Source organism: Streptomyces sp. NPDC002566 (genome assembly GCF_042889585.1).
GTDB lineage: Bacteria > Actinomycetota > Actinomycetes > Streptomycetales > Streptomycetaceae > Streptomyces.
Genome location: NZ_JBIARD010000008.1, coordinates 70,580 through 97,226, shown reverse-complemented (window position 1 = coordinate 97,226; position 26,647 = coordinate 70,580). Strand labels below are relative to the sequence as shown.

Here is a 26,647-nt window from a genome sequence, read left to right as displayed (position 1 = left end):
TCCGATCTACGCGGGTTGAGGGGAGGCGGCAATCGGGAGAGTGACATGCACATGCGGCCTTGTAAATGAATCCGACGTGTCGAGTGGATGACGGAAAGCGGCAAGTCAGGTTTTGTCTACGCGAGTTGATCGCGACGGGGGTGCGAGGACGGCCCCCGGCTCGGTCGAGCGGGGGCCGTCGGTGACGTGGTGACGGGATGTCAGCTCACGTCGGAGGCGTCCAGGCGGTAGATCGTCGAGGAGTTGGAGTCGCTGCCCGAGCTGGAATCGGAGGAGTTCGCGTTCTCGGATGTGGCGCCCGAAGTCGACTTCTGCGTCGCCGAAGCGGAGCTGTACTCGCTCTCGTTCACCGCCGTCCCGTTCTTCTGCACCCACGCGGTCACCTCGGAACTCGCTGTGGAGCCGCCACCGGGGCCGCCGCCCTCCCCCACGCTCGAATTCGCTCGCGTGGGGGCACCCCCATCGCCGCCGAGCTGGACGTAGTGCAACTCGCCCTTCTTCACCAGCTCCTTGAGCTTGGCCAGAGTCATCGCGTTGTCACTGCCGGACCAGCCCCACATCGAGATCACCGGCTCGCCGCTGCTGAGGACGAGCTGCGCCGCGCTCTGCGAACTGGACACCGCCAACAGCCACTTGGCGCCGTCCTGGTTCTTCTTCAGGTACGCGATGAGCTCGCTGCTCGCGCCGCCCATCCCGCCTGGGGCCATTCCGCCTCGCGACGTTCCGCCTCGCGACGTTCCGCCTCGCGACGTTCCGCCTTGGGCCGTTCCGCCTTGAGGCATCCCGCCTGGGGCCGTTCCGCCGCCCGTGCCCGCGCCGGAGGGAGGCGTGCCGCCGGCCGCTCCGCCGCCCGGCAGTTCGCCCCCGCCGGGGAAGCCGCCGGCCTGCGCATCGGCCTGACCGTCACCCTGCCCGTCGGCCTGAGCCCCGTCCTGGCCGCCGCGCTGGGCGCCGTTCGGAGCCCCGCCCTGGCCGCCGCCGGGGAACCCGCCCCGGCCGCCACCGCCACCGGGGCCGCCCCCGAAGCCGCCGTTGCCCGTGGTCGGACCGGCCGTCGGGTTGACGCCGCCCATGCCGCCGCTCGTGCCCGCCGGCACCGACCAGGCGTACGCCGCCGGGCCCGCCACCGCCGCGACGACCGCCGCCGCCACCGAGACGGCCAGCAGCCGCGCCCGGGCGCCGGAACGGAACACGAACAGGCCCACGACCGCCAGCGTCATGACCACGCCCACGGACGGCCACAGCCAGGTGTTCCAGCCGGACGCCCGGCGCAGCAGCACGATCGCCCAGACGGCGGTGACGCCCAGCGCGAGCGGCAGCACCCACGCCCAGCGCCGGTCGGCGCGGAACGCGCGCAGCAGCATCGCGCCGCCGCCCCCGCACAGGGCCGCGATGCCGGGGGCGAGCGCGGTCGTGTAGTACGGGTGCATGGTGCCCTCGGCCAGGGCGAACGTCAGGTAGTGCAGCAGCGTCCAGCCGCCCCACAGCAGCAGCGCGGCGCGGGTGAGGTCGGTGCGCGGCGCACGGCCGCACAGGACGAGGCCGGCGACGAGGGCGATGGCCGAGAAGGGGAGCAGCCAGGAGATCTGCCCGCCGAGGACGTCGTTGAACAGCCGGCCGATGCCGGCGGCCCCGGAGAAGCCACCGCCTCCGCCACCGCCGCCCCCGCCTCCGCCCCCGCCGTTGCCCTCGCCGCCGAAGATCCGGCCGAGACCGTTGTAGCCCATGATCAGGTTCCAGGCGCTGCCGTCGGTGGAGCCGCCGATGTAGGGCCGCTCGTCGGCCGGGACCAGGGACACGGCCGCCGCCCACCAGAAGCTGGACACGGCCAGCGCCACCCCCGCGACCAGCAGGTTGACGATCCGCCTCACCGGCGCCGGCCTGGCCGCGTACAGGTAGACCGCGAAGACGGCGGGCAGCGCGATGTAGCCCTGGAGCATCTTGGTGTTGAAGGCCAGTCCGAAGCACACCGCCGAGCCGACGAGCGGCAGCAGCCTGCCGTCGCGCACGGCCCGCAGGGCCAGCGCCGCGCCGCCCGCCATCAGGAACACCAGGAGCGTGTCGGGGTTGTTGTCGCGGTTGATGGCGACGGTGATCGGGGTCAGCGCGAGCACCAGCGCGGCGAGGGCCGCCGCGCCGTGGCCCCACACCCGCTTCACGGAGGAGTGCACGATCCAAATGGTGGCGAGGGCCGCCAGGATCAGCGGCAGCATCATCTGCCAGGTGCCGAAGCCGAACAGCCGGCAGGACAGGCCCATCACCATCAGGGCGAAGGGCGGCTTGTCGACGGTCATGAAGTTCCCCGCGTCCAACGAGCCGAAGAACCAGGCCTTCCAGCTCTGTGTGCCGCTCAGCACGGCGGCGCTGTAGAAGCTGTTGAGGGACGAGCCCGAGAGGTTCCAGGAGTACAGCGCCGCCGCCAGGGCGAGGATCGCGAGCAGTGCGGGGAGCGACCAGCGCGGCGCCCGCCCCGGTGGCGCCGGCGCGGCTGACGACGTCGGCGCGGGCGGCGACGTGGCCGTCGCGGGCCGGTCGGGGGAGGCGGTCGGCTGGGGGAGGGGATCGGTGGCTGAGGTCACCTTTCGCATGCTGTACGCCGGTCGTGGGTGGCCGCTGTGCCGGACCTGGCCGTCTCCTGTGAAGGCACTCGGGCCCCGGTGACGGCCTCAAGACGCCCGCCCTTCGCGGGCCCCGAGCCCTTCGAACGCCAAGACCCCCCACTCGTACAACTTTTCGCCGAACTCGTGTGTCAACCCCGCATGACTCACCGGACATTCAGACGCACGAGGAGACTGCTCGCCACCACGATCGGCGTGGGCGTCCTCGTCACAGGGGTGGCCGCCGCCTCACCCGCCGCGGCCGCTCCCCCCGCCGTCAGCTGCACCTCGGCCAAGGCGGGACTCGCCGCCAAACTCAAGAACGACATCACCGCCGCGCTCGCGGGCCGCGCCGGCACCGTCGCCGTGGGCCTCTACGACCGCAGCACCAACACCACCTGCACGCTGCGCGCCTCCACCGCCTTCGACTCCGCCAGCGTGGTCAAGGTCACGGTCCTGTCCGCCCTGCTGTGGGACGCGCAGAAGACCAGGCGGGGCCTGACCGCCCGTGAGCGGACCCTCGCCACGGCCATGATCACCAAGTCGGACAACGCCTCCACCACCGCCCTGTGGAACCAGCTCGGCCTGACCAAGATCAAGGGCTTCCTCGCCGCCGCGAAGATGACGCAGACCAAGCCGGGCGCGAACGGCTACTGGGGCCTCACCCAGATCACCGTCACCGACGAGCAGAAGCTGCTCGGGCTGCTCACCGCCAAGAACACGGTGCTCCTCGACTCCTCCCGCGCCTACGTCCTCCGGCTCATGGGCCAGGTCGTGGCGAGCCAGCGCTGGGGGACGCCGTACGGCAAGCCCGCGAACGTCACCCTCCAGGTGAAGAACGGCTGGCTGTCCCGGGCCACCAACGGCTGGCGCGTGCACAGCGTGGGCGCCTTCAAGGGCGGCGGCCACGACTACCAGATCACCGTGCTCACCCAAGGCAACAGCACGATGAACTACGGCATCGCCACCATCCAGGGCGTCGCCAAGGTCATCCACCGGGATCTCGCGGCCTCCTGAGCCCCCGCCCCGCTCGGTCGTGGGCCGGAATGTGACGGAGGGATGAAATCCGCTTCCCTCGGCGTTGGTGCCTTCCGGTAGATCAGGACGACCGGAGGGCACCGCGTGGAACCGCAACGGGGATGGGCGAGGAGACTGGCGAGCTACGCGTGGCGCCATCCGGCGGACGTCGTCCTGGCGCTCGTCTCGTCGCTCGCCGGCATGGCCGTGATGGCCGTCGTCCCGCTGATCACCAAGGTGATCATCGACGACGTCATCGGCGGCCACACCCGCTCCATGGCCCCCTGGGCGGGCGCCCTGGTCGCCGCCGCGGTCCTCGTCTACGGCCTCACCTACGTCCGCCGCTACTACGGCGGCCGGCTCGCCCTCGACGTCCAGCACGACCTGCGCACGGAGATGTTCGCGACGATCGCCCGGCTCGACGGGCGGCGGCAGGACGAGCTGTCCACCGGGCAGGTCGTCGGCCGCGCCACCAGCGACCTCCAGCTCATCCAGAGTCTGCTCTTCATGCTCCCGATGACCATCGGGAACGTCCTGCTCTTCCTGATCTCCCTCGCCGTCATGGCATGGCTGTCCCCGCCGCTCACCCTCGTCGCGCTGGCCGTCGCCCCCGCCCTGTGGTGGATCGCCCGGCGCAGCCGCCGCAGGCTCCACCCCGCGACCTGGTACGCGCAGGCCCAGGCGGCGGCCGTGGCCGGCGTGGTCGACGGGGCGGTCAGCGGGGTGCGCGTGGTGAAGGGCTTCGGGCAGGAGGAGCAGGAGACCGGGAAGCTCAGGGAGGTCGGCCGCAGGCTCTTCGCGGGCCGGCTCCGCACGATCCGCCTGAACGCCCGCTACACCCCGGCCCTCCAGGCCGTCCCCGCCCTCGGCCAGGTCGCGATGCTCGCCCTCGGCGGCTGGCTCGCCGTGCGCGGGCACATCACCCTCGGCACGTTCGTCGCCTTCTCCACCTACCTGGCCCAGCTGGTCGGCCCGGTCCGCATGCTCGCCGTGGTCCTCACCGTCGGCCAGCAGGCCCGCGCCGGCACCGAACGGGTCCTGGAGCTGATCGACACCGAGCCGTCGATCCGGGAGGGCGTCAAGGAGCTGCCCGCCGACGCGCCCGCGACCGTCGAGTTCGACGACGTCTCCTTCGCCTACGAGGACGGGCGCCCCGTCCTGGACGGCCTCACCTTCGAGATCCGCCCCGGCGAGACCCTCGCCGTCGTCGGCTCCTCCGGCTCCGGCAAGTCGACCGTCTCCCTGCTGCTGCCGCGCTTCTACGACGTCACCCGGGGCGCCGTCCTCGTCGGCGGCCACGACGTGCGCGAGCTCACCCTCGACTCGCTGCGCGCCGCGATCGGCCTGGTCCCCGAGGACTCGTTCCTCTTCTCCGACACCGTTCGCGCCAACATCGCCTACGGCCGTCCCGACGCCACCGACGACGAGATCAGGGCCGCCGCCCACGCGGCGCGCGCCGACCGGTTCATCGACGAGCTGCCCGACGGCTACGCCACCAAGGTCGGCGAGCACGGCCTGACCCTGTCCGGCGGCCAGCGCCAGCGGATCGCCCTCGCGCGCGCCCTCCTCACCGACCCGCGCCTGCTCGTCCTGGACGACGCCACCTCCGCCGTGGACGCCCAGGTCGAGCACGAGATCCACGAGGCGCTCAAGCACGTCATGGCGGGCCGCACGACCCTCCTCATCGCCCACCGCCGCTCCACGCTGAACCTCGCGGACCGCATCGCCGTCCTCGACGACGGCCGGCTCGCCGACCTCGGCACCCACGAGGAACTGCAGAAACGCTCCGCGCTCTACCGCCGCCTCCTCACCGACCCCGACGAGCTCGGCGGCGTCTCCCCGGGCCACACCCACCCCGCCCCGCCCCGCGAGGACACGTCGGTGCGCGAGGAGCTCGACGCCGAGTTCGACGCCGAGCGGGGCCTCACCCCCCGGCTGTGGACGGGCGAGCGCACCCCCCGGGACGCCGCGCTCGACGGCACCCCGGCCACGCCCGAGCTGCTCGCCCAGGTGGAGGCGCTCCCGCCGGCGACCGATGTCCCCGAAGTCGACGAGTCCCGCGCGGTCACCCCCGAGGACTCCTACGGCCTGCGCCGGCTGCTGCGCGGCTTCGGGCGGCCCCTGCTGATCAGCCTCGGCCTGGTCGCCGTGGACGCCGGCATGGGCCTGCTGCTGCCGGTGACGATCCGGCACGGCATCGACGACGGGGTCGGCCGGGCGGCGCTGGGCGCGGTGTGGGCGGCCTCGCTGCTCGCCCTGTGCGCCGTCCTCGCCCAGTGGGCCGCGCAGAGCGGTGAGATCCGGATGACCGGCCGCACCGGCGAGCGGGTCCTGTACGCGCTGCGCCTGAAGATCTTCTCCCAGCTCCAGCGGCTCGGGCTCGACTACTACGAGCGGGAGTTGACCGGCCGGATCATGACGCGGATGACCACCGACGTGGACGCGCTGTCGACGTTCCTGCAGACGGGCCTGGTCACCGCGTTCGTCTCCGTCGTCACGTTCTTCGGCATCATGGTCGCCCTGCTGGTGCTGGACGCGGAGCTCGCGCTCGTCGTGTTCGCGACCCTGCCGCCGCTGGTCGTCGCCACGTACTTCTTCCGCCGGGCCAGCGTGAAGGCCTACGAACTCGCCCGCGAGCGGGTCGCGCTGGTCAACGCCGACCTCCAGGAGTCGGTGGCCGGGCTGCGGATCGTGCAGGCGTTCCGGCGTGAGCGGGACGGCGCCGCGCGGTTCGCGGAGCGCAGCGACGACTACCGCCGGGCGCGTATCCGCGGCCAGTGGATGATCTCGGTGTACTTCCCGTTCGTGCAGTTCCTGTCGTCGGCCGCCGCGGCGGCCGTCCTGGTGGTCGGCGCGGGCCGGATCGACGACGCGACGCTCACCACGGGCGCCCTGGTCGCCTACCTCCTCTACATCGACCTGTTCTTCGCCCCCGTGCAGCAGCTCTCCCAGGTCTTCGACGGCTACCAGCAGGCCACCGTCTCGCTCGGCCGCATCCAGGAGCTGCTGCGCGAGCCGGCGTCCACGAAGTCCGCCGACGAGCCGCTCCAGGTGCTGTCGCTGCGCGGCGAGATCGCCTTCGAGGACGTGCACTTCCGCTACGGCCCCGCCGACGACCCCGAAGAGGCCCTGACCGGGATCGACTTGAGGATCCCCGCCGGGCAGACCGTGGCCTTCGTCGGCGAGACCGGCGCGGGCAAGTCGACGCTGGTCAAGCTGGTGGCCCGGTTCTACGACCCGACCTCGGGCCGGGTGCTGGTCGACGGCACGGACCTGCGTTCCCTCGACCTCACCTCCTACCGCCACCGGCTCGGCGTCGTCCCGCAGGAGGCCTACCTCTTCCCCGGCACGGTCCGCGACGCCATCGCCTACGGCCGGCCGGACGCCGGCGACGCCGAGGTGGAGGCGGCGGCGCGGGCCGTCGGCGCGCACGAGATGATCGCCACGCTGGACGGCGGCTATCTGCACGAGGTCGCCGAGCGGGGCCGCAACCTGTCAGCCGGGCAACGGCAGTTGATCGCGCTGGCCCGCGCCGAACTCGTCGACCCCGACGTGCTGCTGCTGGACGAGGCGACGGCCGCCCTGGACCTCGCGACGGAGGCCCAGGTCAACCAGGCCACCGACCGGCTCGCCGGCCGCCGTACCACGCTCGTGGTCGCCCACCGGCTGACCACGGCGGCGCGCGCGGACCGGGTGGTCGTGTTGGACCACGGCAGGGTCGTCGAGGACGGCGCCCACGAGGAACTGCTCGCGCGCGGCGGACGGTACGCGGCGCTGTGGCGGACCTTCGTCGGGGAGCCGGTCACCACGTCCAGCTGACGGCGGCCGCGGCCGTCCCACCTGTTCCGCCGCGTCCTGTCCCGCCGCGTCCCGTGCCGCGGCGGGGCAACCGTTCACCCCGCCCGGTGCGTCCGTACATCAGTACGGCGGCACACCAGTGCCGTCGTATGTCTGTACGACGATGGCGGCGGAGCGGGAGGCGCGGACCGTGGACCTTGGTGAGACACATGGGCGGCCGACAGCCGCACTGACCGCACTGGCCGTGCTCGTCGCCTCGGTCCTCATCGGGCTGCTCACGCCGGGCAGCGCCGAGGCCGCCGCGGCCGCGCCCTGCGCCGGCCGGAAGGTGCGGACCGTGACGTTCTCCACCGGCTCGGTGCACGTCTACAACAACCGCGGCATGGTCTGCGCCTACACCGTGCAGAAACGTCCCGGCACGAACAAGAGGATGTCGATCAGCCTCCAGGCGCGCGGCCACCGGCCCCGGCAGCTGACCGGCGACCGGACCGCCCGGATCGGACCGGTCGACGTCTACGCCGGCCATCGCTGGGTGCTGGTCAGGGGCTCCGTCGGCGCCGGCTCGGGCAGTTCCGGCTGGTTCCGCTCCTGACAGATACGGGCGTTGCGGGCGTCTCCGCCCAACCCCCTCTGGTGTGAAGGGTGTTGCTCCGATAGCTTCCGGCACATCCGACTCACAGGGAAGGGTGCACGCGCATGCGCAAGGCGCTCAGATGGCTGCTGGCGTTCACCGTGCTCATAGGCATGGTGAGCACGGCCCACGCGGCCACCGCCGCACAGCCGGAAGCCACAGACATTAAAGACCGGCTGCTCTCCATACCGGGCGTCAGCCTGATCCAGGAGAAGCCGTACCCGGGCTACCGTTACTTCGTACTGAACTTCACCCAGCCGGTGGACCACCGGGACCCCGCAAAGGGCACGTTCCAGCAGCGGATCACCGTGCTGCACAAGGACGTCAGCCGGCCCACGGTCTTCTACACCGGCGGCTACAGCGTCTCCACCAACCCCGGCCGCCGCGAGCCCACGCAGATCGTGGACGGCAACCAGGTCTCCATGGAGTACCGCTTCTTCACCCCGTCCCGCCCCGAGCCCGCCGACTGGTCCAAGCTGGACATCTGGCAGGCCGCGAGCGACCAGCACCGCATCTTCACGGCCCTCAAGGCCGTCTACCCGAAGAACTGGATCTCCACCGGCGGCTCCAAGGGCGGCATGACGGCCACCTACTACGAGCGCTTCTACCCGCGTGACATGGACGGCGTGGTCGCCTACGTCGCCCCCAACGACGTGGTGAACGACGAGGATTCGGCCTACGACCGCTTCTTCGCCAAGGTCGGCACCAAGGAGTGCCGCGACCGCCTGAACGCCGTCCAGCGCGAGGCGCTGGTGCGCCGCGAGCCGCTGGAGAAGCGGTACACCGAGTACGCCGCGACCGAGGGCCTGACCTTCGACACCATCGGCGGCCTGGACCGCGCCTACGAGGCCGTCGTCCTCGACTACGTGTGGGGCTTCTGGCAGTACAGCCTGCTGTCGGACTGCGACTCCATCCCCGCCGACGCCAAGTCCGCGACGGACGAAGAGATCTGGACCTCCATCGACACGATCTCCGGGTTCTCCGCCTACGCCGACCAGGGCCTCGCGGCGTACACGCCGTACTACTACCAGGCGGGCACCCAGCTCGGCGCGCCCACCATCCGCTTCCCGCACATCGAGCGCCGCTACATCCGCTACGGCTACCAGCCCCCGCGCAACTTCGTCCCCCGGGACATCCCGATGCGCTTCCAGCAGTTCGCCATGGGGGACGTCGACGCCTGGGTCCGCCACCACGCCCGCCACATGCTCTTCGTCTACGGCCAGAACGACCCGTGGGGCGCTGAGCCGTTCCGCCTCGGGCCCGGCTCGAAGGACTCCTACGTCTTCACCGCGCCCGGCATGAACCACGGCGCGAACGTCGCCGGACTGGTCGCCGACGAGAAGGCCCTCGCCACTGCCCGCATCCTCGAGTGGGCGGGCGTCGCCCCGGCCGCCGTCAAGGCCGACGCCACGCAGGCCAAGCCGCTGGCCAGGTTCGACGCCAAGCTGGACGTGCGCGACGTGGAGCGGGAGCCCGCCCTGCGTCCGTGACACCGCCTCGGGCGCCGCGCCACACGGGTGCGGCGCCCCGAGGTCAGCAGGTCAGGCCGTGGCCGACCGGGTACAGCGTGCGCGTCGGATCGTCGGCGCGCCGCACCGGCACCGGCAGCCGCCCGTGCGGCGGCACGACTCCGGCGATCACCCTGGCCGCGGCGCGCAGTTCGACGTCGGTCCAGGAGTAGGCCGCCAAGTAGGCTCGCACCCTCGGCAGTTGCGCCACGTCGTACGGGTTGCGGACGGCGACCGCGACCGTCGGCCGCCCGGTCGCAAGCAGCCGCTCCACCAGAGTCCGCTGCGCGCTGTCCGCGGTGACCTCGTACGTCGCCGCCACCACCGCGTCGGCCTCGCCCGCCCGCGCCACCGCCCGTTCGATGACGGCGTCGGACGGGGCCGTCCCCGTGGACAGGGCGGTCGCCGTGAAGCCCAACTCGCCGAAGGCGGCCGCGAGCACGGAGGTCGGCGGGCCCGTGGTCCCCGTCGGGGAGGCCGGATCGGCGCCCACCACCAGCAGCCGGCGGTGCCTGCGGGGCGACAGCGGCAGCAGCGGGCCCTCGTTCACCAGCAGCGTCGTCGTCCGCTCGGCGATCCGGTCCGCCGCCGCGAGATGCGCCCGCGCGCCCACCGTCCGCCGCACACCGGCCCGGCTGACGTACGGGTCCGCGAACAGGCCCAGCCTCGACTTCAGCCGCAGGATCCGCAGGACCGACTCGTCGAGCCGCGCCCGCGTCAGCTCCCCCTCCCGCACGGCCTTCACCACGGCGTCGAAGGCGACGTCCAGCCTCGGCGGGTTGAGGAGCTGGTCGACGCCCGCCTTGAGCGCCAGCACGGGGACCCGGTCGTCGCCGTACTTCGTGCGCACGCCCGCCATGTCCAGGGCGTCGGTCACCACGACCCCGTCGTAGCCGAGGCGTTCACGCAGCAGACCGGTGACGACGGGCCGCGAGAGGGTGGCCGGGTCGCCGCCGGCCGAGTCCAGCGCCGGCATCAGCAGATGCGCGGTCATGATCGAGTCGACGCCGGCCGCGATCGCCGCCCGGAACGGCACGGCGTCCAGCTCCTCCCACACCTGACGGCTGTGCGTGACGACGGGGAAGCCGAAGTGGCTGTCGACGGCGGTGTCGCCGTGCCCCGGGAAGTGCTTCGCGGTCGCCGCGACCCCGGCCGACCGGTAGCCCCTGATCTCCGCGTCGACGAACCCGGCCACCGCCTCCGGGACGGCCCCGAACGAGCGCACCCCGATCACCGGGTTGGCCGGGTCGACGTTCACGTCGGCCACGGGGGAGTAGTTCTGCCGGATGCCCATCGCGCGCAGTTCCCGGCCCGCGATCCGCCCGAGCGTACGGGCGTCGGCGCGGGAACCGCCGGCGCCGACCGCCATCGCCCCCGGGAACAGGGTGGCCGGAGCGCCGACACGGGCGACGATCCCGTGCTCCTGGTCGGTGGAGATCAGCACCGGCAGCCCGCGCGGCCGCCGCAGCGAGGCCCGCTGGATCCCGTTGGAGAGGTCGGCGGTCTGGAGCGGGTCGCGGGTGTTGTGGGCCCAGGTGAAGTAGATGATCCCGCCGACGTGGTAACGGTCGATCAGCTCGGCGGCGCTGCGCACGCCCAGCTCGCGCAGGTTGGCCTCGGCGTCGGCGGGGTCCGGGTCGGTCGCCGAGTGGCCGTACACCCGGGTGACGAAGAGCTGGCCGGCCTTCTCCTCGACGGACATACGCGCGATCAGCGCGCGCAGGCGGCGGTCGTCGGCGCGGGCGGTGCCGCTGAGGGAGAGGGCCGCGGTGAGACCGGCGGTGGCGGCGAGAACGGTACGTCGGGAGGGCATGTGCGCTCCTTGCGGGGACCGGCGGGGGATCCGGCCGGGGGCCGGGCGGGGCTTCCGGTGGCGCACGGTACCCGCGGCGGGGCCGCCATCGGCGCATTGGAGGGGGCGCGCCGAGGGCGGGGCGCGCCGATGGCGGGGCGCGCCGATGGCGGGGCGCTGCGGACCCGGGACGGTACGGCTCGGTCCCGCCCGACCTGGTGTGGCGGCCCGCGCCTCCGGCCGGGCGCTGTCACCTGGCTCGGCCGGGCTCGGTCCGGCTCGGCCCGGTGCGGCTCGGCTCGGTGCGGCTCGGTGCGGCTCGGCTCGGTGCGGCTCGGCTCGGCTCGGTGCGGCTCGGCCCGGCTCGGCCCGGCCCGGCTCGGCCCGGCCCGGCTCGGCTCGGCTCGGTGTGGCGGCCCGCGCCTCCGGCCGGGCGCCGTTCCCGGGCTCGGTACGGCTCAGTCCTGCACGGCTGGATCCGGCCTGGCCCGACCGGCCTGGCCCGACCGGCCGGGACCGGTCGGCACGGCGGCCGTGGCCTCCGGGCTGGCCCGGCGTGGCCCGGCTCGGCGCGGTGCGGCCCGGCTCGGCGCGGGCCCGGTCCGGCCTGCCCGACCGGCCGGGACCAGTCGGCACGGCGGCTTTGCCCTCCGGCCTGGTCCGGCTCCGCCCGGCGGTCCTGCACGGCTGGATCCGGCCTGGCCCGACCGGTCGGGATCAGTCGGCACGGCGGCCGTGGCCTCCGGGGTGGCCCGGCTCGGCGCGGCGGCCGTGGCCTCCGGGCTGGCCCGGCGTGGCCCGGCTCGGCGCGGGCCCGGTCCGGCCTGCCCGACCGGCCGGGACCAGTCGGCACGGCGGCCGTGGCCTTCCGTCAGGGGCTCGTGCGCCCCGCCGGGTGGGTCAGTGGGTGGCCGCCACCCTCGGCCAGTGTTCCCGCAGGGTCCGTACCGTCTCCGCGATCGCCGGGCGGCGCGCCGCGCCCGTGCGCCACAGCGCGTACAGCCGCCTCACCGGCATAGGGTCGAGCGGCACCTCCACCACCCCCGCCGGCAGCGGCCCGCGCCCCAGCCGCGGGATGAGGGCGACACCGAGGCCGGCGGCGACCAGGGCGACCAGGGTCGGGTTCTCCTCGGCCTGGTGGACGAGATCCGGCTCGTGCCCAGCGGCGCGCAGCGTGCGCAGCAGCCAGTCGTGGCAGACCCGGCCCGGCGGCTGGCAGATCCACCGCTCGCCGCCCAGCTCCTCCCGGCGGACGGCGCTCCGCCCGGCGAACGGGTGCCCCTCGGGAACCAGCAGGTCGCACAGGTCGTCCCCGATCACCGCCTGCTCCACCCCCGCCGGGGCGGGCAGCGGCGCGATGTCCCAGTCGTGGGCGACGACGAGGTCGACGGCGCCCTTCGCGACCAGGTCCACGGACAGGTCCGGGTCGACCTCGGTGAGACGGGCGTCCAGCGCCGGATGCCGGTCCGCGAGGTCGGCCAGCACGGCGGGCATCAGACCGCGCGCCGCCGACGCGAACGCGGCCACGCTCAGCCGCCCCGCCGGAACACCCCTGCGCTCCTCAAGACCGGTCTCCGCCCGCTCGATGATCGTCAGCAACTCCTGTGCCGTCGAAGCGAGTTGAAGCGCCTCGTCGGTGAGGCGGACGCCGCGCCCCTCCCGTTCCAGCAGAGTGGTCCGGGTCTCCCGCTCCAGCTTGGCGATCTGCTGGGACACGGCCGACGGCGTGTAGCCGAGCGCGGCGGCCGCGCCGCCGACGGTGCCGTGCACCGCGACGGCGTGCAGTGCCCGCAGGCGCTGGAGGTCGAGCACGAAGGGGCTCCTCACGTAAGCGTTGCTTCATCCCATCATGCAGCAGACTTCGCTGGTGCTTCACAGTCACGCGGGGAGATCCTCGAGGCATGCGCCTGCCTCCCGCCCATCTCGCCCTCGCCGTCCTGGTCGCAGCCGTCTGGGGCGTGAACTTCACCGTCATCGAAATCGGCCTGGACCACTTCCCGCCGCTCCTCTTCTCCGCCCTGCGCTTCCTCGTGGCCGCGCTGCCCGCCGTGTTCTTCGTGGGCCGCCCCAGGACGGCGTGGAAGTGGATCGTCGCGGTGGGCCTGGTGCTCGGGGTCGCGAAGTTCGGGCTCGTGTTCGTCGGGATGGACGCGGGAATGCCGGCCGGACTGACCTCCCTGGTCCTCCAGATACAGGCGGTGTTCACGGCGGGCATCGCCGCGGTCGTCCTCGGTGAACGCCCCACCCCGCTGCGGGTGTTGGGCATGGCCGTGGCCCTCGCGGGCATCGCCGTGGCCGCCGTGGACGAGGGCTCCACGGGCCCGCTCGGCGCCTTCGCGCTGGTCGTGGCGGCGGCGGCGTGCTGGGGCGCGTCTAACGTCCTCACCCGCAAGGCCTCCCCGCCGGACGCCCTGAACTTCATGGTGTGGGTCAGCACCGTTCCCGTCCTGCCGCTGCTGGGCCTGTCCTTCCTGACGGAAGGCCCGTCCCGGGACTGGGAGGCGCTGCGCACGCTGGACTGGCAGGGCGTGGGCACGATCGCCTTCGTCGCGTGGGTATCGACAGTCTTCGGCTTCGGCGCGTGGGGCTGGCTCCTGCACCGCCACCCGGCATCCATGGTGGCCCCGTTCTCCCTCCTGGTCCCCGTCTTCGGCATGAGCGCGGCGGCGGTGATCCTGGGCGAACCGGTGAGCGGCCTGCGAGGGTGCGCGGCGGCGCTGCTGGTGGGCGGAGTGGCACTGACGTCACTCGCACCGGCGAGGCGCGGGAAGGCGACGGGGGTGCCGGGGACGCCGTCGGGGACGCCGGGGGAGCCGGGTGAGTTCGGGAAGCTGAGGGAGCCGGGGACCCTGTCAGCTTCCGTCATGCCGCCTGACCAGCGGTCACCGGCCTCGGTCCCGGTCCCGGCTCCGGCCTCGGCTTCGGTCCCGGCTCCGGCCCTGGTCTCGGCTCCGGCGCTGGTCTCGGCTCCGGCTCCGGCTCCGGCTTCGGTCTCGGTGCCGGCTCCGGCCCTGGTCTCGGCTCCGGCTTCGGTCTCGGCTCCGGTCCCGGCCTCGGCTCCGGCCTCGGCCCCGGCCCTGGTCTCGGCTCCGGCCTCGGCCCCGGCCCCGGTTCCGGCCGACGCCCCGGCCTCGATCCCGGTGCACTCCGGAAACCCGTTCGACGACCCCCGTCGCGTCCGGGAGACTTCCCCCGGACGCGACGACACGCTCGTACAGCCGCGGAAGGACATCGCCGGGTGAGTTTCCGACTGGAGGGGCCGGTTCTCGAGGGCGCGCTCGTGCGCCTGGAGCCGCTGGAGCACAGGCACGCCGACGAGCTGGCGGTGGCGGCGGAGGAGAACCGGGGGACGTACGCGTACACGTGGGTCCCGAGGGCCGACGAGGTCGGCGACTACGTCGACGCGCAGCTCGCCCGCGCGGCGACGGGCCGGCTCGCGCCGTACGCCCAGATCTCGCTCGCCACGGGCCGGGCGGTCGGCGCCACGTCGTACTGGGAGCCGCGCTCCTGGCTGGACGAGGACCGCCTGGACGCCGTGGAGATCGGGTTCACCTGGCTGGCGGGCTCGGCGCAGGGCACCGGCGTCAACGCCGAGGCCAAGTTCCTCCTCTTCCGGCACGCCTTCGAGGCGTGGGGCGTCTCACGGGTCGACCTCAAGTCGGACGCCCGCAACAGCCGTTCCCGGGCGGCCATCGAGAGCGTGGGCGCCCGCTTCGAGGGCGTCCTGCGCAACTGGTCCCGTTCCTGGGCCCCCGGCGAGGACGGCCGCCTGCGCGACACGGCGGTCTTCTCGATCACGGCGGAGGAATGGCCCGAGCGGCGCGTCCGGCTGGAGGAACGGGTGGCGAGGTTCCGGTCACGGACGAGGTGACACCGGCCGCCACGGTCCTACGCCGAGCTTCCCGGGGACGGGCTCAAGGGCCCGCCGGAGCGGCGGCCGGCGGCCCTTCGGGCTCCTGAGCGGCGCCGCCGGGCGGGGCCGGGTCCGGCGGGGCCGAGGGCGGGGCGACGAGTCGTGGCGGGGACTCGTGCGGCGGAGCGGCGAGCAGCGGCGGCGACTCGTGCGACGGACCGGCGGCTCCGCCCGGCGGAACCTCCTTCGGCGGCAGCCGATCCGACGCGCCCCTCCTCGACCGCACTCTCCCGGACGCGGCCCTGCCCCGCAGTTCGGGTGTCATGGCGGCCACCGCCGTCACCGCGAGGAGGCACAGCAGGCCGCCGCCGACCAGGGCGGTCGAGCCCGAGGTCCAGCCGGCCACGAGACCGCCGCGCAGACTGCCGAGGTGCGGGCCCGCCTGGCCGACGACGGTCTCGGCCGCCGTCACCCGGCCGAGCAGGGAGTCCGGAGTCCGGGTCTGCACGATCGTCGTACGGGACAGCACGGCCACCGCGTCCGCCGCGCCCGCCAGGACGAGCATCCCGAGGCAGGCCCAGGCGTTCGGCATCAGCCCGAACAGGGCCAGGGCCACGCCCCAGGTGGCGGAGGCGCACAGCATCACCGGCCCCGGACGGGCGAGCCGGGTGACCGGCCCCGAGAACGCGGTCGCCGCCACCCCGCCCACCGCGAGCGCCGACAGGAACAGGCCCAGGGTGTGCGGATCACCGCCGAAGCGTTCCGCGTTGACCAGCGGGAACAGACTGGTCGGCATCGCCAGCACGGTCGCGGCGAGGTCGGTCAGCAGCGCGCCGCGCACCACCCGATGCCCTGTCAGGAACCGCAGTCCGTCGAGGACGCCGTGCAGGCCCGGGCGGGACTTCTCGCCCTCGGGCGGCAGCGCGGGCAGGCCGAACGCGCCGTGGAAGGCGAGGCCGAAGCTGAGGGCGTCCAGCAGATAGCAGACGCCGATGCCCCACCATCCGAGGACGACGCCGGCGACGGCCGGGCCGAGCAGCATCATCGCCTGGCCCGTGACCTGGTTCAGCGCCAGCCCCGCGGCCACCTGGTCCCCGGGCAGCAGCCGCGGCACGAACACGCCTGCCGCCGGCGCCCCCACCGCCCCGAACGACGCCTGCACCGCGACCAGCGCCAGCACGACGGGCACCGGCACGTGTCCCGTGAAGCCCTGCACCGCCAGCAGCACGGAACAGACGGCCTGTCCGACCGTCGCCATCAGATACACCCGGCGCCGGTCGGCCCGGTCCACCCACGCCCCCGCGAACAGCCCGACGCCGACCATCGGCACCGCCTGCGCCAGTCCGACCGCCCCGCTCCAGAACGCGCTGTGGGTCACGTCCCACACCTGGAACATCACGGTGACCATGGTCATGAAGCCGCCGAGCGTGGACACCGTGCGCCCGATCAGCAGCCGCCGGAAGACGGGGGAGGTGCGAAGGGGGCGGACGTCGAGGAGGGCACGGCCGAGACTCATGACGCCGGCGGCGCGACGGGCGGCGCGGGACGCGCGGAGGGCTGAGGCACGGCGCGGACGTTAACCCGCGCCGCCACCGCCCCGCCAGCCGATTAACAGCCGACTCGCAGGCCCCTGCGGCCGGGTCGCCCTACAGCCGGGTTGCCCTACAGCTGAGTTGCCCTACGGTCGGATTGTCCTATGGTCGACCGCTCACGCCGACTCGTTCAACAGCCGCCCCAGATGCCGCCGGCCGGCCTCCAGCAGCCCTTCCAGCGGTTCGGCGGCCTCGTACCACCGCTTCTCGTACTCCCAGCACAGCCAGCCGTCCCAGCCGTGCCGGGAGAGGACCTCCACGCACTCGGCGAGCGGCAGCACGCCCGCGCCCAGCGCCAACGGGGTGGTGTCCTCGGTCGAGACGATGTCCTTGACCTGGACGTATCCGAGATACGGCGAGAGCGCCGCGTACGTCTCCAACGGCTGCTCGCCGCCCCGCCAGGTGTGCATCACGTCCCACACCGCGCCCACCTGCCGGTGCCCGACCAGGCCGAGGACGCGCGTCGCGTCGGCGCCGGTGGGATGCGAGTCGTGGGTCTCCAGCAGGATCCGTACGCCGAGGTCGGTGGCGAACTCGGCGGCCACCCCGAGTCGCCGGGCGGCGACGGCGTCCGCCTCGGCGGGGGACTGCCCGTCGGCGCCGCCCGGGAAGACCCGGACGTAGGAGGCGCCCAGGTCGCGGGCCAGCTCGGCCAGGTCACGGATCTCCTCGATGACGGCGTCGTCGTCACCCGGCGCGGCCACGCGCGCGTACCCCGCGACGGCGAGGAGCTCGACCCCGGAGGCCTTGAACGCGGCCGCGACCTCGGCCCGTTGGTCCGCCGGGAGGCCGGGATGCACCGGCTCCTCCGGGTGGGCGCGCAACTCGACGCCGTGATAGCCGTGCGCGGACGCGAGCCGCAGCACCTCGTCGATCGACAGTCCGGGGACACCGAGGGTGGAGAAGGCGAACTTCATACTGATCGACCCTACTCCACGGGCTTGCAAAGGAGTCTTTGCAAAGCTATCTTTGTAAGCATGGACGAACCCCGGAAGCCCTCGGGTCCGCAAGGCCCCCGCGACCCGTCGGTCCGCAGTCTCGACGCCCGCTCGTTGCGCGGGCTCGCGCATCCGCTGCGCATGCGGCTGCTGAACGAGCTGCGACACGACGGGCCGGCGACCGCCTCCCAACTGGCCTCCAGGTTGGGTGAGTCCAGCGGAGCCACCAGTTACCACCTGCGTCAGCTCGCCGCGCACGGCTTCGTCGAGGACGCGCCGGAACGCGGCAAGGGGCGCGAGCGGTGGTGGAAGTCGGTCCACGGGGGCGTGAGCTTCGACGGCGGGCTGCTGGAGGACCAGGATCCCGAAGTCCGGGGCGCCGCCGACCTGTTCCTGCACGAGGTGGCCAACCACCACACCCGGGAGCTGGCTACCTGGCTCGGCACCCGGCACGAATGGCCCGAGGAGTGGAACCGCTCCGCGGACATGAGCGACTGGACGCTGGATCTGACGCCCGGTCAAGCCCTGGAGCTCATCGGCGAGATGCACGACCTCGTGGGCCGCTACCGTGCGTCGACCCTCCGCGATGGCGCTACCCCGGGCGCGGAGCGGGTCCGCGTCCACACGCACGTGATCCCCACCCGCACGGACCGAACGGACCCGACCGACCCCACGAACCCCTCGGACTGAGAGGCCGCCCGATGCATCCCGAGATCCACCTCGCCCTGCACCGCGCCCACACCGCCGCACTCCGCGCCGACGCCGACGCCCACCGCCTCGCGGCGGCGGCCCGCCGCCCCCGTGACGTACGCACCCGCCTCGGCTGGACCCTCGTGGAACTCGGCCTCCGCCTGGCGGCCACCCCCCGTCCGACAACGATCGCGCTCCCCGGCGCCCTCCGCTGACAACACCGCCGCCGCCGGGCGCCCCGGCCCGCTCCGCTGACAGCGCCGCCGCCGGGCGCCCCGGCCCGCCGGCGGCGCCCGCCCGGCAGCCCGGTCCCCCACGCCACGCCGCCGCCCGACGGTCCCCAAGCCCTGTCGCCCCGCCCCACGGCACCCCGAGGGATCCCTCCGCGAGTCCTGAGGCCCCCAAATGAGCGCACCGCCACCCGCGCGACACCTCGACGGAGCCCTCGGCCAGCCCTGCGGCACGCCGAGGGCTCCCTCGGTCAGCCTTGCGGCCCCCCATGGAGCCCACCCCCAGCCGCGCGACACCTCGACGGAGCCCTCGGCCAGCCGTGAGGCGCCCCAGGGGGCCCTCCGTCAGCCCAGCGGCACCCTGAAGGAGCCCACCGCCAGCCGCGCGACATCCCCAAAGGGCCGACCGCCGGACGCGGGGCACCCCGAGGGAGCCGACCGCCAGCCGCGGCACCCCGAGGGGGGCCACGCCAGCCACCTGGCCATCCCGGTGGTCGACCGCCAGCCGCGCAGCACCCCGAATTGGCCGTCAGTCAGATGGTCGGCACCCTGAAGGGGCCGTCCGTCAGCCGGGCGGCACCCCGGACTGGCCCTCCGTCGGGCGCGATACCCCGGAGAAGCCTCCGCCAGCCCCGCAGCGTCACGGACGGGCCGTTCGTCGGCCGCGCGATACCCCGGAGGGCCGCGCCTGCCCCGCAAACACCCTGAAGGGGCCGTCGTCCAGCCGCGCGGCACCCCGGACGGGCCGTTCATCAGCCCCGAGGCACCCTGAAGGAGCCCACCGCCAGCCCCGCAGCACCCCGGACGGGCCCCTCAGCCCCGCGGCACCCCGGAGGACCCCCGTACCATCAGCTCCCCCCGGACCGTGGTGATCCCGCCCGGCGGGGGCTCCTCGCGGCCCATGGCGATGCGGCCGGCCCGTGCCCCCGCCTCGGCCAGGGGCAGTCGTACCGTCGTCAGGGAGGGCACCGCGTCGATGCTGAAGGGGAGGTCGTCGAAGCCGGCGACCGAGACGTCCTCCGGGATGCGCAGTCCCGACTCGCGCAGCGCGGCGCACGCGCCCAGGGCGACGGAGTCGTTCGCGGCGACGACCGCCGTCAGGGACGGGTCGCGGCGCAGCAGTTCCAGCGTCGCCTCGTAGCCGGACTGCCGGTCGTAACGTCCGTACACCGTCCGCCGGGGGTCGTCCTCGATCCCGGCCGCTTCGAGCGCGGCCCGGTGGCCCTCCAGCCGGTGCCGGGTCGTGGTCCGCTCCTCCGGGCCCGCGATGTAGCCGAGGTTGCGGTGGCCCAGCCCTATCAGGTGCTCGGTGAGTTCCCGGCCCCCGCCCCGGTTGTCGAAGGTCAGCGCGATCGCGCCGGTGTCGTCGGCGGGCGGGCGCCCGCACAGCACGACCCGCGTGCCCGCCTCCGCCAGCTTGCGCAGCTTCGCCGCCACCGCCGAGGCGTGCGGCTCGTGCTCCACGGCGCCGCCGGTCAGCACCACCGCCGCCGCCCGCTGCCGCTGCAACAGCGTCAGATACGTCAGCTCCCGCTCGGGAGAGCCCCCCGTGTTGCACACCACCGCCAGCCGCTCACCGCCGGCTCTGCCGCCCGGCCCCCCGATCTCCGACTGGATCGCGCTCGCCATGATCCCGAAGAAGGGGTCGGCGATGTCGTTGACCAGGATGCCCACCAGGTCGCTGGTCGCGGCCGCCAGCGCGCTCGCCGGCCCGTTCAGCACGTAGTCCAGCTCGTCCACCGCCCGCAGCACCCGCTCACGGGTGGTAGCGGCCACGGGGTAGTTCCCGTTCAGCACGCGCGACACCGTCGCGGGGGAGACCTGCGCGCGGGCCGCCACGTCCGCCAGGGTCACCGTCATCTCGTCGTCCTCCGGTCGCGCATCTCGTCGTATCCGTCGTTCGCCCACGTGGACAGCCATGCAGGGGGCATGGTTCCCGGGCGTGCCGACCAGACCTTACGGCCAGGAGCCCCGTTTGTTCGCCCCCTCGAACAACTCGGGATGGACACGGTCTTGTCCGGACCAGTGGTCAGAGGCTAGCTTCTCATCAGATAGAAAGCGCTTGCTGCATCGCTGATCAGGACAGGGCGTCGGCGCAGCGCTCATCCGCGACAAGCCGCGTACGAGACGAGCACAGCGCCGCCTACGACGCCTATGAAGGGACCGACGTGACACGCAAGACGGTGCGTATCGCCATGAACGGCGTGACCGGGCGCATGGGCTACCGCCAGCACCTGGTCCGCTCCATCCTGGCCCTGCGCGAACAGGGCGGACTCGACCTCGGCGACGGCACCGTGCTGTGGCCGGAACCCGTCCTCGTCGGCCGCCGCGAGCACGCCCTGAAGACGCTCGCCGAGCAGCACGGCCTGGGCCTGGACAACATCTCGACGGACGTGGACGCGGTCCTCGCCGACGACAGCGTGGACATCTACTTCGACGCCCAGGTGACCTCCGCCCGCGAGGGGGCGATCAAGAAGGCGATCGCCGCAGGCAAGCACATCTACACCGAGAAGCCGACCGCCACCGGCCTCGAAGGCGCGCTGGAGCTCGCCCGCCTGGCCGACGCGGCGGGCGTCAAGCACGGCGTCGTCCAGGACAAGCTCTTCCTCCCCGGCCTGCTCAAGCTCAAGCGCCTCATCGACGGCGGCTTCTTCGGCCGGATCCTGTCCATCCGCGGCGAGTTCGGCTACTGGGTCTTCGAGGGCGACTGGCAGACCGCGCAGCGCCCCTCCTGGAACTACCGTGCCGAGGACGGCGGCGGCATCGTCGTCGACATGTTCCCCCACTGGGAGTACGTGCTCCACGAGCTGTTCGGCCGCGTGAAGTCCGTCCAGGCCCTCACCGCCACCCACATCCCGCAGCGCTGGGACGAGAACGACAAGCCGTACGACGCCACCGCCGACGACGCCGCCTACGGCATCTTCGAGCTGGAGGGCGGCGCGATCGCCCAGATCAACTCCTCCTGGGCCGTCCGCGTCAACCGCGACGAGCTGGTGGAGTTCCAGGTGGACGGCACCGAGGGCTCCGCCGTCGCAGGTCTGCGCAACTGCCGTGTCCAGCACCGCAGTTCCACCCCCAAGCCGGTGTGGAACCCGGACATCCCGGCCACCGAGGTGTTCCGCGACCAGTGGCAGGAGGTCCCGGACAACCAGGTGTTCGACAACGGCTTCAAGGCCCAGTGGGAGCTGTTCCTCAAGCACGTCTACGCCGACGCCCCCTACCAGTGGGACCTGCTGGCCGGCGCCCGCGGCGTCCAGCTCGCCGAGCTGGGCCTGAAGTCCTCGGCCGAGGGCCGCCGCCTCGACGTCCCGGAGGTCTCCCTGTGACCGTCCGACTCCCCGACGCGTCAGGCGCGTTGCGGACGTACGAACCCCGCACCGAGCCCCTCGCCCTCACCCCGGGCGCCCCCCTCGCCTCCCGTACGGTGTTCTCGGCGGCGCACGTCGTCGCCGACCCCTTCGCGGACGTGTCGCCCGACTCGGCCGCCGCCGTCGACTGGGACGCCACGCTCGCCTTCCGCCGCCATCTGTGGTCCCACGGCCTGGGCGTCGCCGAGGCGATGGACACCGCCCAGCGCGGCATGGGCCTGGACTGGGCCGGCGCGGCGGAGCTGATCCGCCGCAGCGCGGCCGAGGCCGAGGCGGTCGGCGGACGCATCGCCTGCGGCGTCGGCACCGACCAGCTCACCGCCGGCACGCTCGCCGAGGTCCGCTCCGCCTACGAGGAGCAGCTCGCCCTCGTCGAGGCCTCCGGCGCCCAGGCCATCCTGATGGCCTCCCGCGCGCTGGCCGCCGCCGCCCGGGGACCCGAGGACTACGTGGAGGTCTACGGGCACCTCCTCCGCCAGGCCTCCGAGCCGGTGGTCCTGCACTGGCTGGGCCCGATGTTCGACCCGGCCCTCGAGGGCTACTGGGGCTCCGCCGACCTGGACGCGGCGACCGACACCTTCCTCGAGGTCATCGCCGCCCACCCGGACAAGGTCGACGGCATCAAGGTCTCCCTCTTGGAGGCGCAGCGCGAGATCGACATCCGCCGCCGCCTCCCGCAGGGAGTCCGCTGCTACACGGGCGACGACTTCAACTACCCCGAGCTGATCGCCGGCGACGAGCAGGGCTTCAGCCACGCCCTGCTCGGCATCTTCGACCCGCTGGGGCCGCTGGCCGCCGAGGCCGTCCGGGTCCTGGACACCGGCGACACGGCGGGCTTCCGCGCCCTGCTCGACCCCACCGTCGAGCTGTCCCGCCACCTCTTCCAGGCGCCCACCCGCTTCTACAAGACGGGCGTCGTCTTCCTGGCCTGGCTGGCCGGCCACCAGTCGCACTTCACGATGGTCGGCGGCCTCCAGTCGGCCCGCTCCCTGCCGCATTTCGCCCGCGCCTACGAACTCGCCGACGGGCTTGGCCTGTTCCCCGACCCGAAGCTGGCCGAGGAACGGATGAAGAACCTGCTCGCCCTGTACGGAGTCACCCAGTGAGCAACCCGGACCTGAGCCGCTTCTCCATCAACCAGATGACGGTGAAGCAGCTGTCGCTGCCCGAACTCGTCGGCGCCTGCCGGGACCTGGGCGTCGTCAACGTCGGCCTGTGGCGCGAGCCGGTCCGGGAGCACGGTCTGGAGGCGACGGCCAAGCTGGTCCGCGACGCGGGCCTGACCGTGACGACGCTGTGCCGGGGCGGCTTCCTCACGGCGATCGACCCGGACGCGCGGACGGCTGCCCTGGCCGACAACCGCCGGGCCGTCGACGAGGCCGCCGCGCTCGGCACGGACACCCTGGTCCTGGTCTCGGGCGGCCTCCCGCCCGGCTCGAAGGACCTGCGCGCCGCCCGCGAGCGCATCGCGGACGCGCTGGCCGAACTGGGCCCTTACGCCGAGGACCACGGCGTACGGCTGGCGATCGAGCCGCTGCACCCGATGTACGCCTCCGACCGCTGTGTGGTCTCCACCCTCGCCCAGGCCCTGGACCTCGCGGAACGCTTCCCCGCGCACCAGGTCGGCGTCACGGTGGACACGTACCACATCTGGTGGGACGACCAGGCCCCCGCGCAGATCGCCCGCGCAGGCGCCGGCGGCCGCATCCACTCCTTCCAGCTCGCCGACTGGACCACCCCACTGCCCGAGGGCGTCCTCACCGGCCGCGGCCAGATCGGCGACGGCGCGATCGACATGCGCGAGTGGCAGGGCTACGTGGAGGCGGCCGGCTACACCGCCCCGATCGAGGTCGAACTCTTCAACGACGTCCTGTGGTCCCGCGACGGCCACGAGGTCCTCGCGGAGACGGCGGCGCGGTTCGTGGAGCACGTGGACCGCTGACATCGTCGAGGGGTGGCCGGGCATCCGTACCTCGGGACGCCCGCCCACCCCCTCGTCATGTCGTCATTCGAACATCCCGGGCTGGTAGTCACCGGCGGGCTGCCGGACGACGACGTTCACGCGGTTGTACGCGTTGATCAGGGCGATGAGGGACAACAGGGCGGCGAGCTGGTCCTCGTCGTAGTGCTTGGCGGCGTTCTCCCAGGCCGCGTCCGTCACTCCACCGGCCGCGTCGGCGATACGGGTGCCCTGCTCCGTCAGCTCCAGCGCGGCGCGCTCCGCGTCCGTGAACACCTTCGCCTCCCTCCAGACCGCGACCAGGTGGAGGCGCTGCGCGGCCTCCCCGGCGGCGGTGGCGTCCTTGGTGTGCATGTCGGTGCAGAAACCGCAGCCGTTGATCTGGCTGGCGCGGATCTTCACCAGCTCCTGCGTCGCGCCCGGCAGGGTCGAGTCCGCGATCACCTTGCCCGCCGAGTTGATGTACCGGAGGAACTTCATCGCGACCGGGTTGCCGAAGAGGTCGAACCGAGGGTCCATGGTGGGCTCCTGTGTCGTGGTGGTGGCTTACACCTCTTTGACACCGGGGGCCGCCGGAATGTGACACGCGGTTCGAGAGTTCTTCCGCGTCCCGAGCGGGCCGTCGCCGACGGGCGCGTGCGTGACCCCATCGGACCCCTGGGAGTGCGGTGCACGAGTGGTCTTCGCAGGCTGGCGTCAGACGACCCCGCCCCGTGTGACGAGTTCGATCGGTGCCCGTGAGTCGCCCGGTACCGATGCGGAAGGACGACATGCCCATACGCAACCGCCGCACAGCCGCCGCAGCCGCCGTGTTCCTGACCAGTCTGACGGTGCCGTGCGCGGCCCCGGCCCACGGCACAGCCGGCGTGGCCGCCACCCGCCCCCAGCAAGGTCTGTCACCCGGACGGACGACCGGTGACGCCGTGCCCGCAGGTTCGAGGGCCGCCGCACACACCGTCGCCTCCGGACAGACGCTGTGGGACATCGCCCGGCAGGCCCTCGGCGACGGCCTGCGGTGGGACAGCGTCTACACCCTCAACCGGCAGACCGTCGAGGACGAGGCCCGTCGGCACGGATACGCCTCCAGCGACCGGGGCCACCGGATCTTTCCGGGAACCGTGCTCGCCCTGCCCCAGCCCCCGACCGCGCGGCCGCATCCGGCGTCGCGGTTCGTGCCCGCGCCGTGCCCGACCACGTACGGAGAACTGAAGGACACCCGCTGCGGCTTCCTCGTCGTGCCGGAGAACCGGGCCCACCCGTCCTCGCGATCCCTTCGCCTGGCCGTCGCGCTCGTCCGCTCGGCCGCGCCGAGGCCGCACCCCGATCCGATCGTGTTCTTCGCCGGCGGGCCCGGCGCCGACGCCATCGGGAACATCACGGAACTCACGGATGCCGGGCTGAACCGCGACCGCGATCTGGTCGTCCTGTCCCAGCGCGGGACCCTCTCGTCCCAGCGGCCGCTGACGTGTCCCGAGATCGACCGGTTCTACCAGGAGCGGGTCCACCTCCTCTACGACGCACCCTCCACCGGGGACCGGTACGCCCGGGCGGCGGCCCGGTGCCGCGAGCGCCTGACGGCCCGGGGAACGGATCCGGCTGCCTACGGCACCAGCGAGAACGCCGCCGACGCGGCGGACCTGCGCAAGGCCTTGGGGATCCGGCAGTGGAACGTCCTCTCACATTCCTACGGGACGCAACTGGCGCTGACCTACATGCGCATGTTCCCCGAAGGGATCCGCTCCGTGGCCGTCGACGGCGTCGTACCGCCGTCCGTGGCGACGCCCGGGTGGACGTGGAGCAGCATGAGGGAGTCGTTCGACGACATCGTGAACGCCTGCGCGGCCCAGCCCTCCTGCCGTCAGCGCTACCCCGGCATCGGTGCCGCCTTCCTGCGCATGGTGCGTCAGCTGGATGCCCGTCCGGTCACCACGCACGTGACGGTGCCGCAGGTCGGGAAGGTGAAGGTGGTCCTCGACGGCGGGGCGCTGCTGAACTGGATGGTTCGTGCCAGTCACGCCCCCGACACCTTCCCGCTGGGCGTGGACGAGTTGGCCCACGGCCACCCCGAGCGCATCGCCGGGCAGTGGGCGGCCGCCTGGCTTCCCGGCTCGCGAGGGATGTTCGCTCACGGGCTGTCGCTGAGCGTCTGGTGCAGCGAGTGGGTTCCGTTCGAGACCCCCGGTGAACAGCTCGCCAAGGGGCTGCGAGCCTTTCCCGAGCTCCCCCGCTCGGTCCTGGCCCAGGCTCCCCAACTGCCCTTCCTGCGGCAGGCATGCCAGGCCTGGGACGTCCCGAAGGCACCCGACCCCGTTCGTGCGGTCACTCGGAGCGGCATCCCCACCCTGGCCATCTCCGGGAGTTTCGACGCCCAGACCGGTGCTCAGTGGGGGCGCTACGCGACCCGGACGCTCTCCCGCTCCACGGTGGTGACCCTGGCCGGTGCCGCCCACGGGACGTTCGACCATCCGTGCGGGACAAAGGTGATCACCTCCTTCTTCGACAACCCCGACAACCCGGACACCCGGTGCGTGAGCTCGGTGAAGCCGAAGCCGTTCGTCATCGGCGGCGGGGGAGCCGGTGCCCGTGAATGAGGACCACTCGTCGCCCGGCTCCGGAATGCCCCACTCTCGCGCCCCGATTGCTGGATCACCTTCGCGGGCACGGGGCACCCGC

Annotated in this window: 17 protein-coding genes and 2 pseudogenes; 12 read left to right on the top strand and 7 right to left on the bottom strand. The window is 73.3% G+C overall.

From position 1 onward, the window contains the following. Positions 1-200: 200 nt before the first annotated feature. The gene (locus tag ACFYXA_RS29320) at positions 201-2,579 is read right to left on the bottom strand and encodes an ArnT family glycosyltransferase (RefSeq protein ID WP_389038490.1); all 2,379 of its coding nucleotides are present in this window, start codon (positions 2,577-2,579) and stop codon (positions 201-203) included. Positions 2,580-2,759: 180 nt separating this feature from the next. On the opposite strand from ACFYXA_RS29320, the gene ACFYXA_RS29315 reads away from it, so the two are divergent. The 4 genes from ACFYXA_RS29315 (at position 2,760) to ACFYXA_RS29300 (ending at position 9,533) form a co-directional block, all read left to right on the top strand. Beyond that, the gene (locus ACFYXA_RS29315) at positions 2,760-3,614 is read left to right on the top strand and encodes a serine hydrolase (RefSeq protein WP_352249752.1); all 855 of its coding nucleotides are present in this window, start codon (positions 2,760-2,762) and stop codon (positions 3,612-3,614) included. 105 nt (positions 3,615-3,719) lie between these two features. Continuing rightward, a complete protein-coding gene (locus ACFYXA_RS29310; protein WP_389038487.1) occupies positions 3,720-7,433 on the top strand; it encodes an ABC transporter ATP-binding protein in 3,714 nt (1,237 codons plus the stop codon). 169 nt (positions 7,434-7,602) lie between these two features. Further along, the gene (locus ACFYXA_RS29305; protein WP_352249756.1) at positions 7,603-8,004 is read left to right on the top strand and encodes a hypothetical protein; all 402 of its coding nucleotides are present in this window, start codon (positions 7,603-7,605) and stop codon (positions 8,002-8,004) included. A 104-nt stretch (positions 8,005-8,108) separates the two neighbouring features. Next, a complete protein-coding gene (locus tag ACFYXA_RS29300; protein ID WP_352249758.1) occupies positions 8,109-9,533 on the top strand; it encodes a S28 family serine protease in 1,425 nt (474 codons plus the stop codon). Positions 9,534-9,576: 43 nt separating this feature from the next. On the opposite strand, the gene ACFYXA_RS29295 is transcribed toward ACFYXA_RS29300, so the two are convergent. Continuing rightward, the gene (locus tag ACFYXA_RS29295) at positions 9,577-11,364 is read right to left on the bottom strand and encodes a glycoside hydrolase family 3 protein (RefSeq protein WP_389038482.1); all 1,788 of its coding nucleotides are present in this window, start codon (positions 11,362-11,364) and stop codon (positions 9,577-9,579) included. Between the two features lie 879 nt (positions 11,365-12,243). Beyond that, positions 12,244-13,155, bottom strand: coding sequence for a LysR family transcriptional regulator (locus ACFYXA_RS29290; RefSeq protein ID WP_352249762.1), 912 nt, complete (start codon positions 13,153-13,155; stop codon positions 12,244-12,246). Between the two features lie 95 nt (positions 13,156-13,250). On the opposite strand from ACFYXA_RS29290, the pseudogene ACFYXA_RS29285 reads away from it, so the two are divergent. Then, positions 13,251-14,156 (top strand): annotated as a pseudogene (locus ACFYXA_RS29285) (EamA family transporter); the annotation flags it as partial. 425 nt (positions 14,157-14,581) lie between these two features. Then, positions 14,582-15,214 carry a GNAT family N-acetyltransferase gene (locus tag ACFYXA_RS29280; protein WP_389038478.1) on the top strand — a complete coding sequence of 211 codons (633 nt, stop codon included), beginning with the start codon at positions 14,582-14,584 and terminating at the stop codon, positions 15,212-15,214. Between the two features lie 282 nt (positions 15,215-15,496). On the opposite strand, the pseudogene ACFYXA_RS29275 reads toward ACFYXA_RS29280, so the two are convergent. Then, positions 15,497-16,712: pseudogene (locus tag ACFYXA_RS29275) on the bottom strand (MFS transporter); the annotation flags it as partial. A gap of 192 nt (positions 16,713-16,904) precedes the next feature. After that, positions 16,905-17,705 (bottom strand): sugar phosphate isomerase/epimerase family protein, encoded by an 801-nt coding sequence (locus ACFYXA_RS29270; RefSeq protein WP_351090746.1) that lies wholly within the window; start codon positions 17,703-17,705, stop codon positions 16,905-16,907. A gap of 60 nt (positions 17,706-17,765) precedes the next feature. Here ACFYXA_RS29270 and ACFYXA_RS29265 point away from each other — a divergent pair, with 60 nt between their 5' ends. Both ACFYXA_RS29265 and ACFYXA_RS29260 read left to right on the top strand, forming a co-directional pair. Next, positions 17,766-18,416 carry an ArsR/SmtB family transcription factor gene (locus ACFYXA_RS29265; RefSeq protein ID WP_389038473.1) on the top strand — a complete coding sequence of 217 codons (651 nt, stop codon included), beginning with the start codon at positions 17,766-17,768 and terminating at the stop codon, positions 18,414-18,416. Positions 18,417-18,427: 11 nt separating this feature from the next. Further along, positions 18,428-18,631, top strand: coding sequence for a hypothetical protein (locus tag ACFYXA_RS29260; RefSeq protein WP_352249771.1), 204 nt, complete (start codon positions 18,428-18,430; stop codon positions 18,629-18,631). 828 nt (positions 18,632-19,459) lie between these two features. Here ACFYXA_RS29260 and ACFYXA_RS29255 read toward each other — a convergent pair. After that, positions 19,460-20,506, bottom strand: coding sequence for a LacI family DNA-binding transcriptional regulator (locus tag ACFYXA_RS29255; protein ID WP_351090752.1), 1,047 nt, complete (start codon positions 20,504-20,506; stop codon positions 19,460-19,462). A 308-nt stretch (positions 20,507-20,814) separates the two neighbouring features. On the opposite strand from ACFYXA_RS29255, the gene ACFYXA_RS29250 reads away from it, so the two are divergent. From ACFYXA_RS29250 to ACFYXA_RS29240, 3 genes are read left to right on the top strand one after another with little or no spacing between them, the layout of a single operon-like run. Beyond that, on the top strand, positions 20,815-21,972 hold the full coding sequence (locus ACFYXA_RS29250; RefSeq protein ID WP_352251855.1) for a Gfo/Idh/MocA family oxidoreductase: 1,158 nt from the start codon (positions 20,815-20,817) through the stop codon (positions 21,970-21,972). Further along, on the top strand, positions 21,969-23,120 hold the full coding sequence (locus ACFYXA_RS29245; RefSeq protein ID WP_389038467.1) for a dihydrodipicolinate synthase family protein: 1,152 nt from the start codon (positions 21,969-21,971) through the stop codon (positions 23,118-23,120). Before ACFYXA_RS29250 ends, ACFYXA_RS29245 begins: the two co-directional genes overlap by 4 nt. A gap of 35 nt (positions 23,121-23,155) precedes the next feature. Next, entirely contained in the window at positions 23,156-23,956 is an 801-nt protein-coding gene (locus ACFYXA_RS29240) for a sugar phosphate isomerase/epimerase family protein (protein WP_389038892.1), read from the top strand. Between the two features lie 63 nt (positions 23,957-24,019). On the opposite strand, the gene ACFYXA_RS29235 is transcribed toward ACFYXA_RS29240, so the two are convergent. Beyond that, positions 24,020-24,493: a carboxymuconolactone decarboxylase family protein gene (locus tag ACFYXA_RS29235; protein ID WP_389038463.1), complete on the bottom strand. Its 474-nt coding sequence runs from the start codon at positions 24,491-24,493 to the stop codon at positions 24,020-24,022. Between the two features lie 251 nt (positions 24,494-24,744). Between ACFYXA_RS29235 and ACFYXA_RS29230 the strand changes: the two genes are divergently transcribed. Then, positions 24,745-26,565: an alpha/beta fold hydrolase gene (locus tag ACFYXA_RS29230; protein WP_389038459.1), complete on the top strand. Its 1,821-nt coding sequence runs from the start codon at positions 24,745-24,747 to the stop codon at positions 26,563-26,565. Positions 26,566-26,647 lie beyond the last annotated feature (82 nt).

Excerpts from the sequence above, each read along its gene's own strand:
- ACFYXA_RS29230 (WP_389038459.1), top strand. The coding sequence starts at position 24,745 with ATGCCCATACGCAACCGCCGCACAGCCGCCGCAGCCGCCGTGTTCCTG.
- ACFYXA_RS29255 (WP_351090752.1), bottom strand. The coding sequence starts at position 20,506 with ATGACGGTGACCCTGGCGGACGTGGCGGCCCGCGCGCAGGTCTCCCCC.
- ACFYXA_RS29260 (WP_352249771.1), top strand. The coding sequence starts at position 18,428 with ATGCATCCCGAGATCCACCTCGCCCTGCACCGCGCCCACACCGCCGCA.
- ACFYXA_RS29235 (WP_389038463.1), bottom strand. The coding sequence starts at position 24,493 with ATGGACCCTCGGTTCGACCTCTTCGGCAACCCGGTCGCGATGAAGTTC.
- ACFYXA_RS29295 (WP_389038482.1), bottom strand. The coding sequence starts at position 11,364 with ATGCCCTCCCGACGTACCGTTCTCGCCGCCACCGCCGGTCTCACCGCG.
- ACFYXA_RS29265 (WP_389038473.1), top strand. The coding sequence starts at position 17,766 with ATGGACGAACCCCGGAAGCCCTCGGGTCCGCAAGGCCCCCGCGACCCG.
- ACFYXA_RS29315 (WP_352249752.1), top strand. The coding sequence starts at position 2,760 with ATGACTCACCGGACATTCAGACGCACGAGGAGACTGCTCGCCACCACG.
- ACFYXA_RS29300 (WP_352249758.1), top strand. The coding sequence starts at position 8,109 with ATGCGCAAGGCGCTCAGATGGCTGCTGGCGTTCACCGTGCTCATAGGC.
- ACFYXA_RS29270 (WP_351090746.1), bottom strand. The coding sequence starts at position 17,705 with ATGAAGTTCGCCTTCTCCACCCTCGGTGTCCCCGGACTGTCGATCGAC.
- ACFYXA_RS29240 (WP_389038892.1), top strand. The coding sequence starts at position 23,156 with ATGACGGTGAAGCAGCTGTCGCTGCCCGAACTCGTCGGCGCCTGCCGG.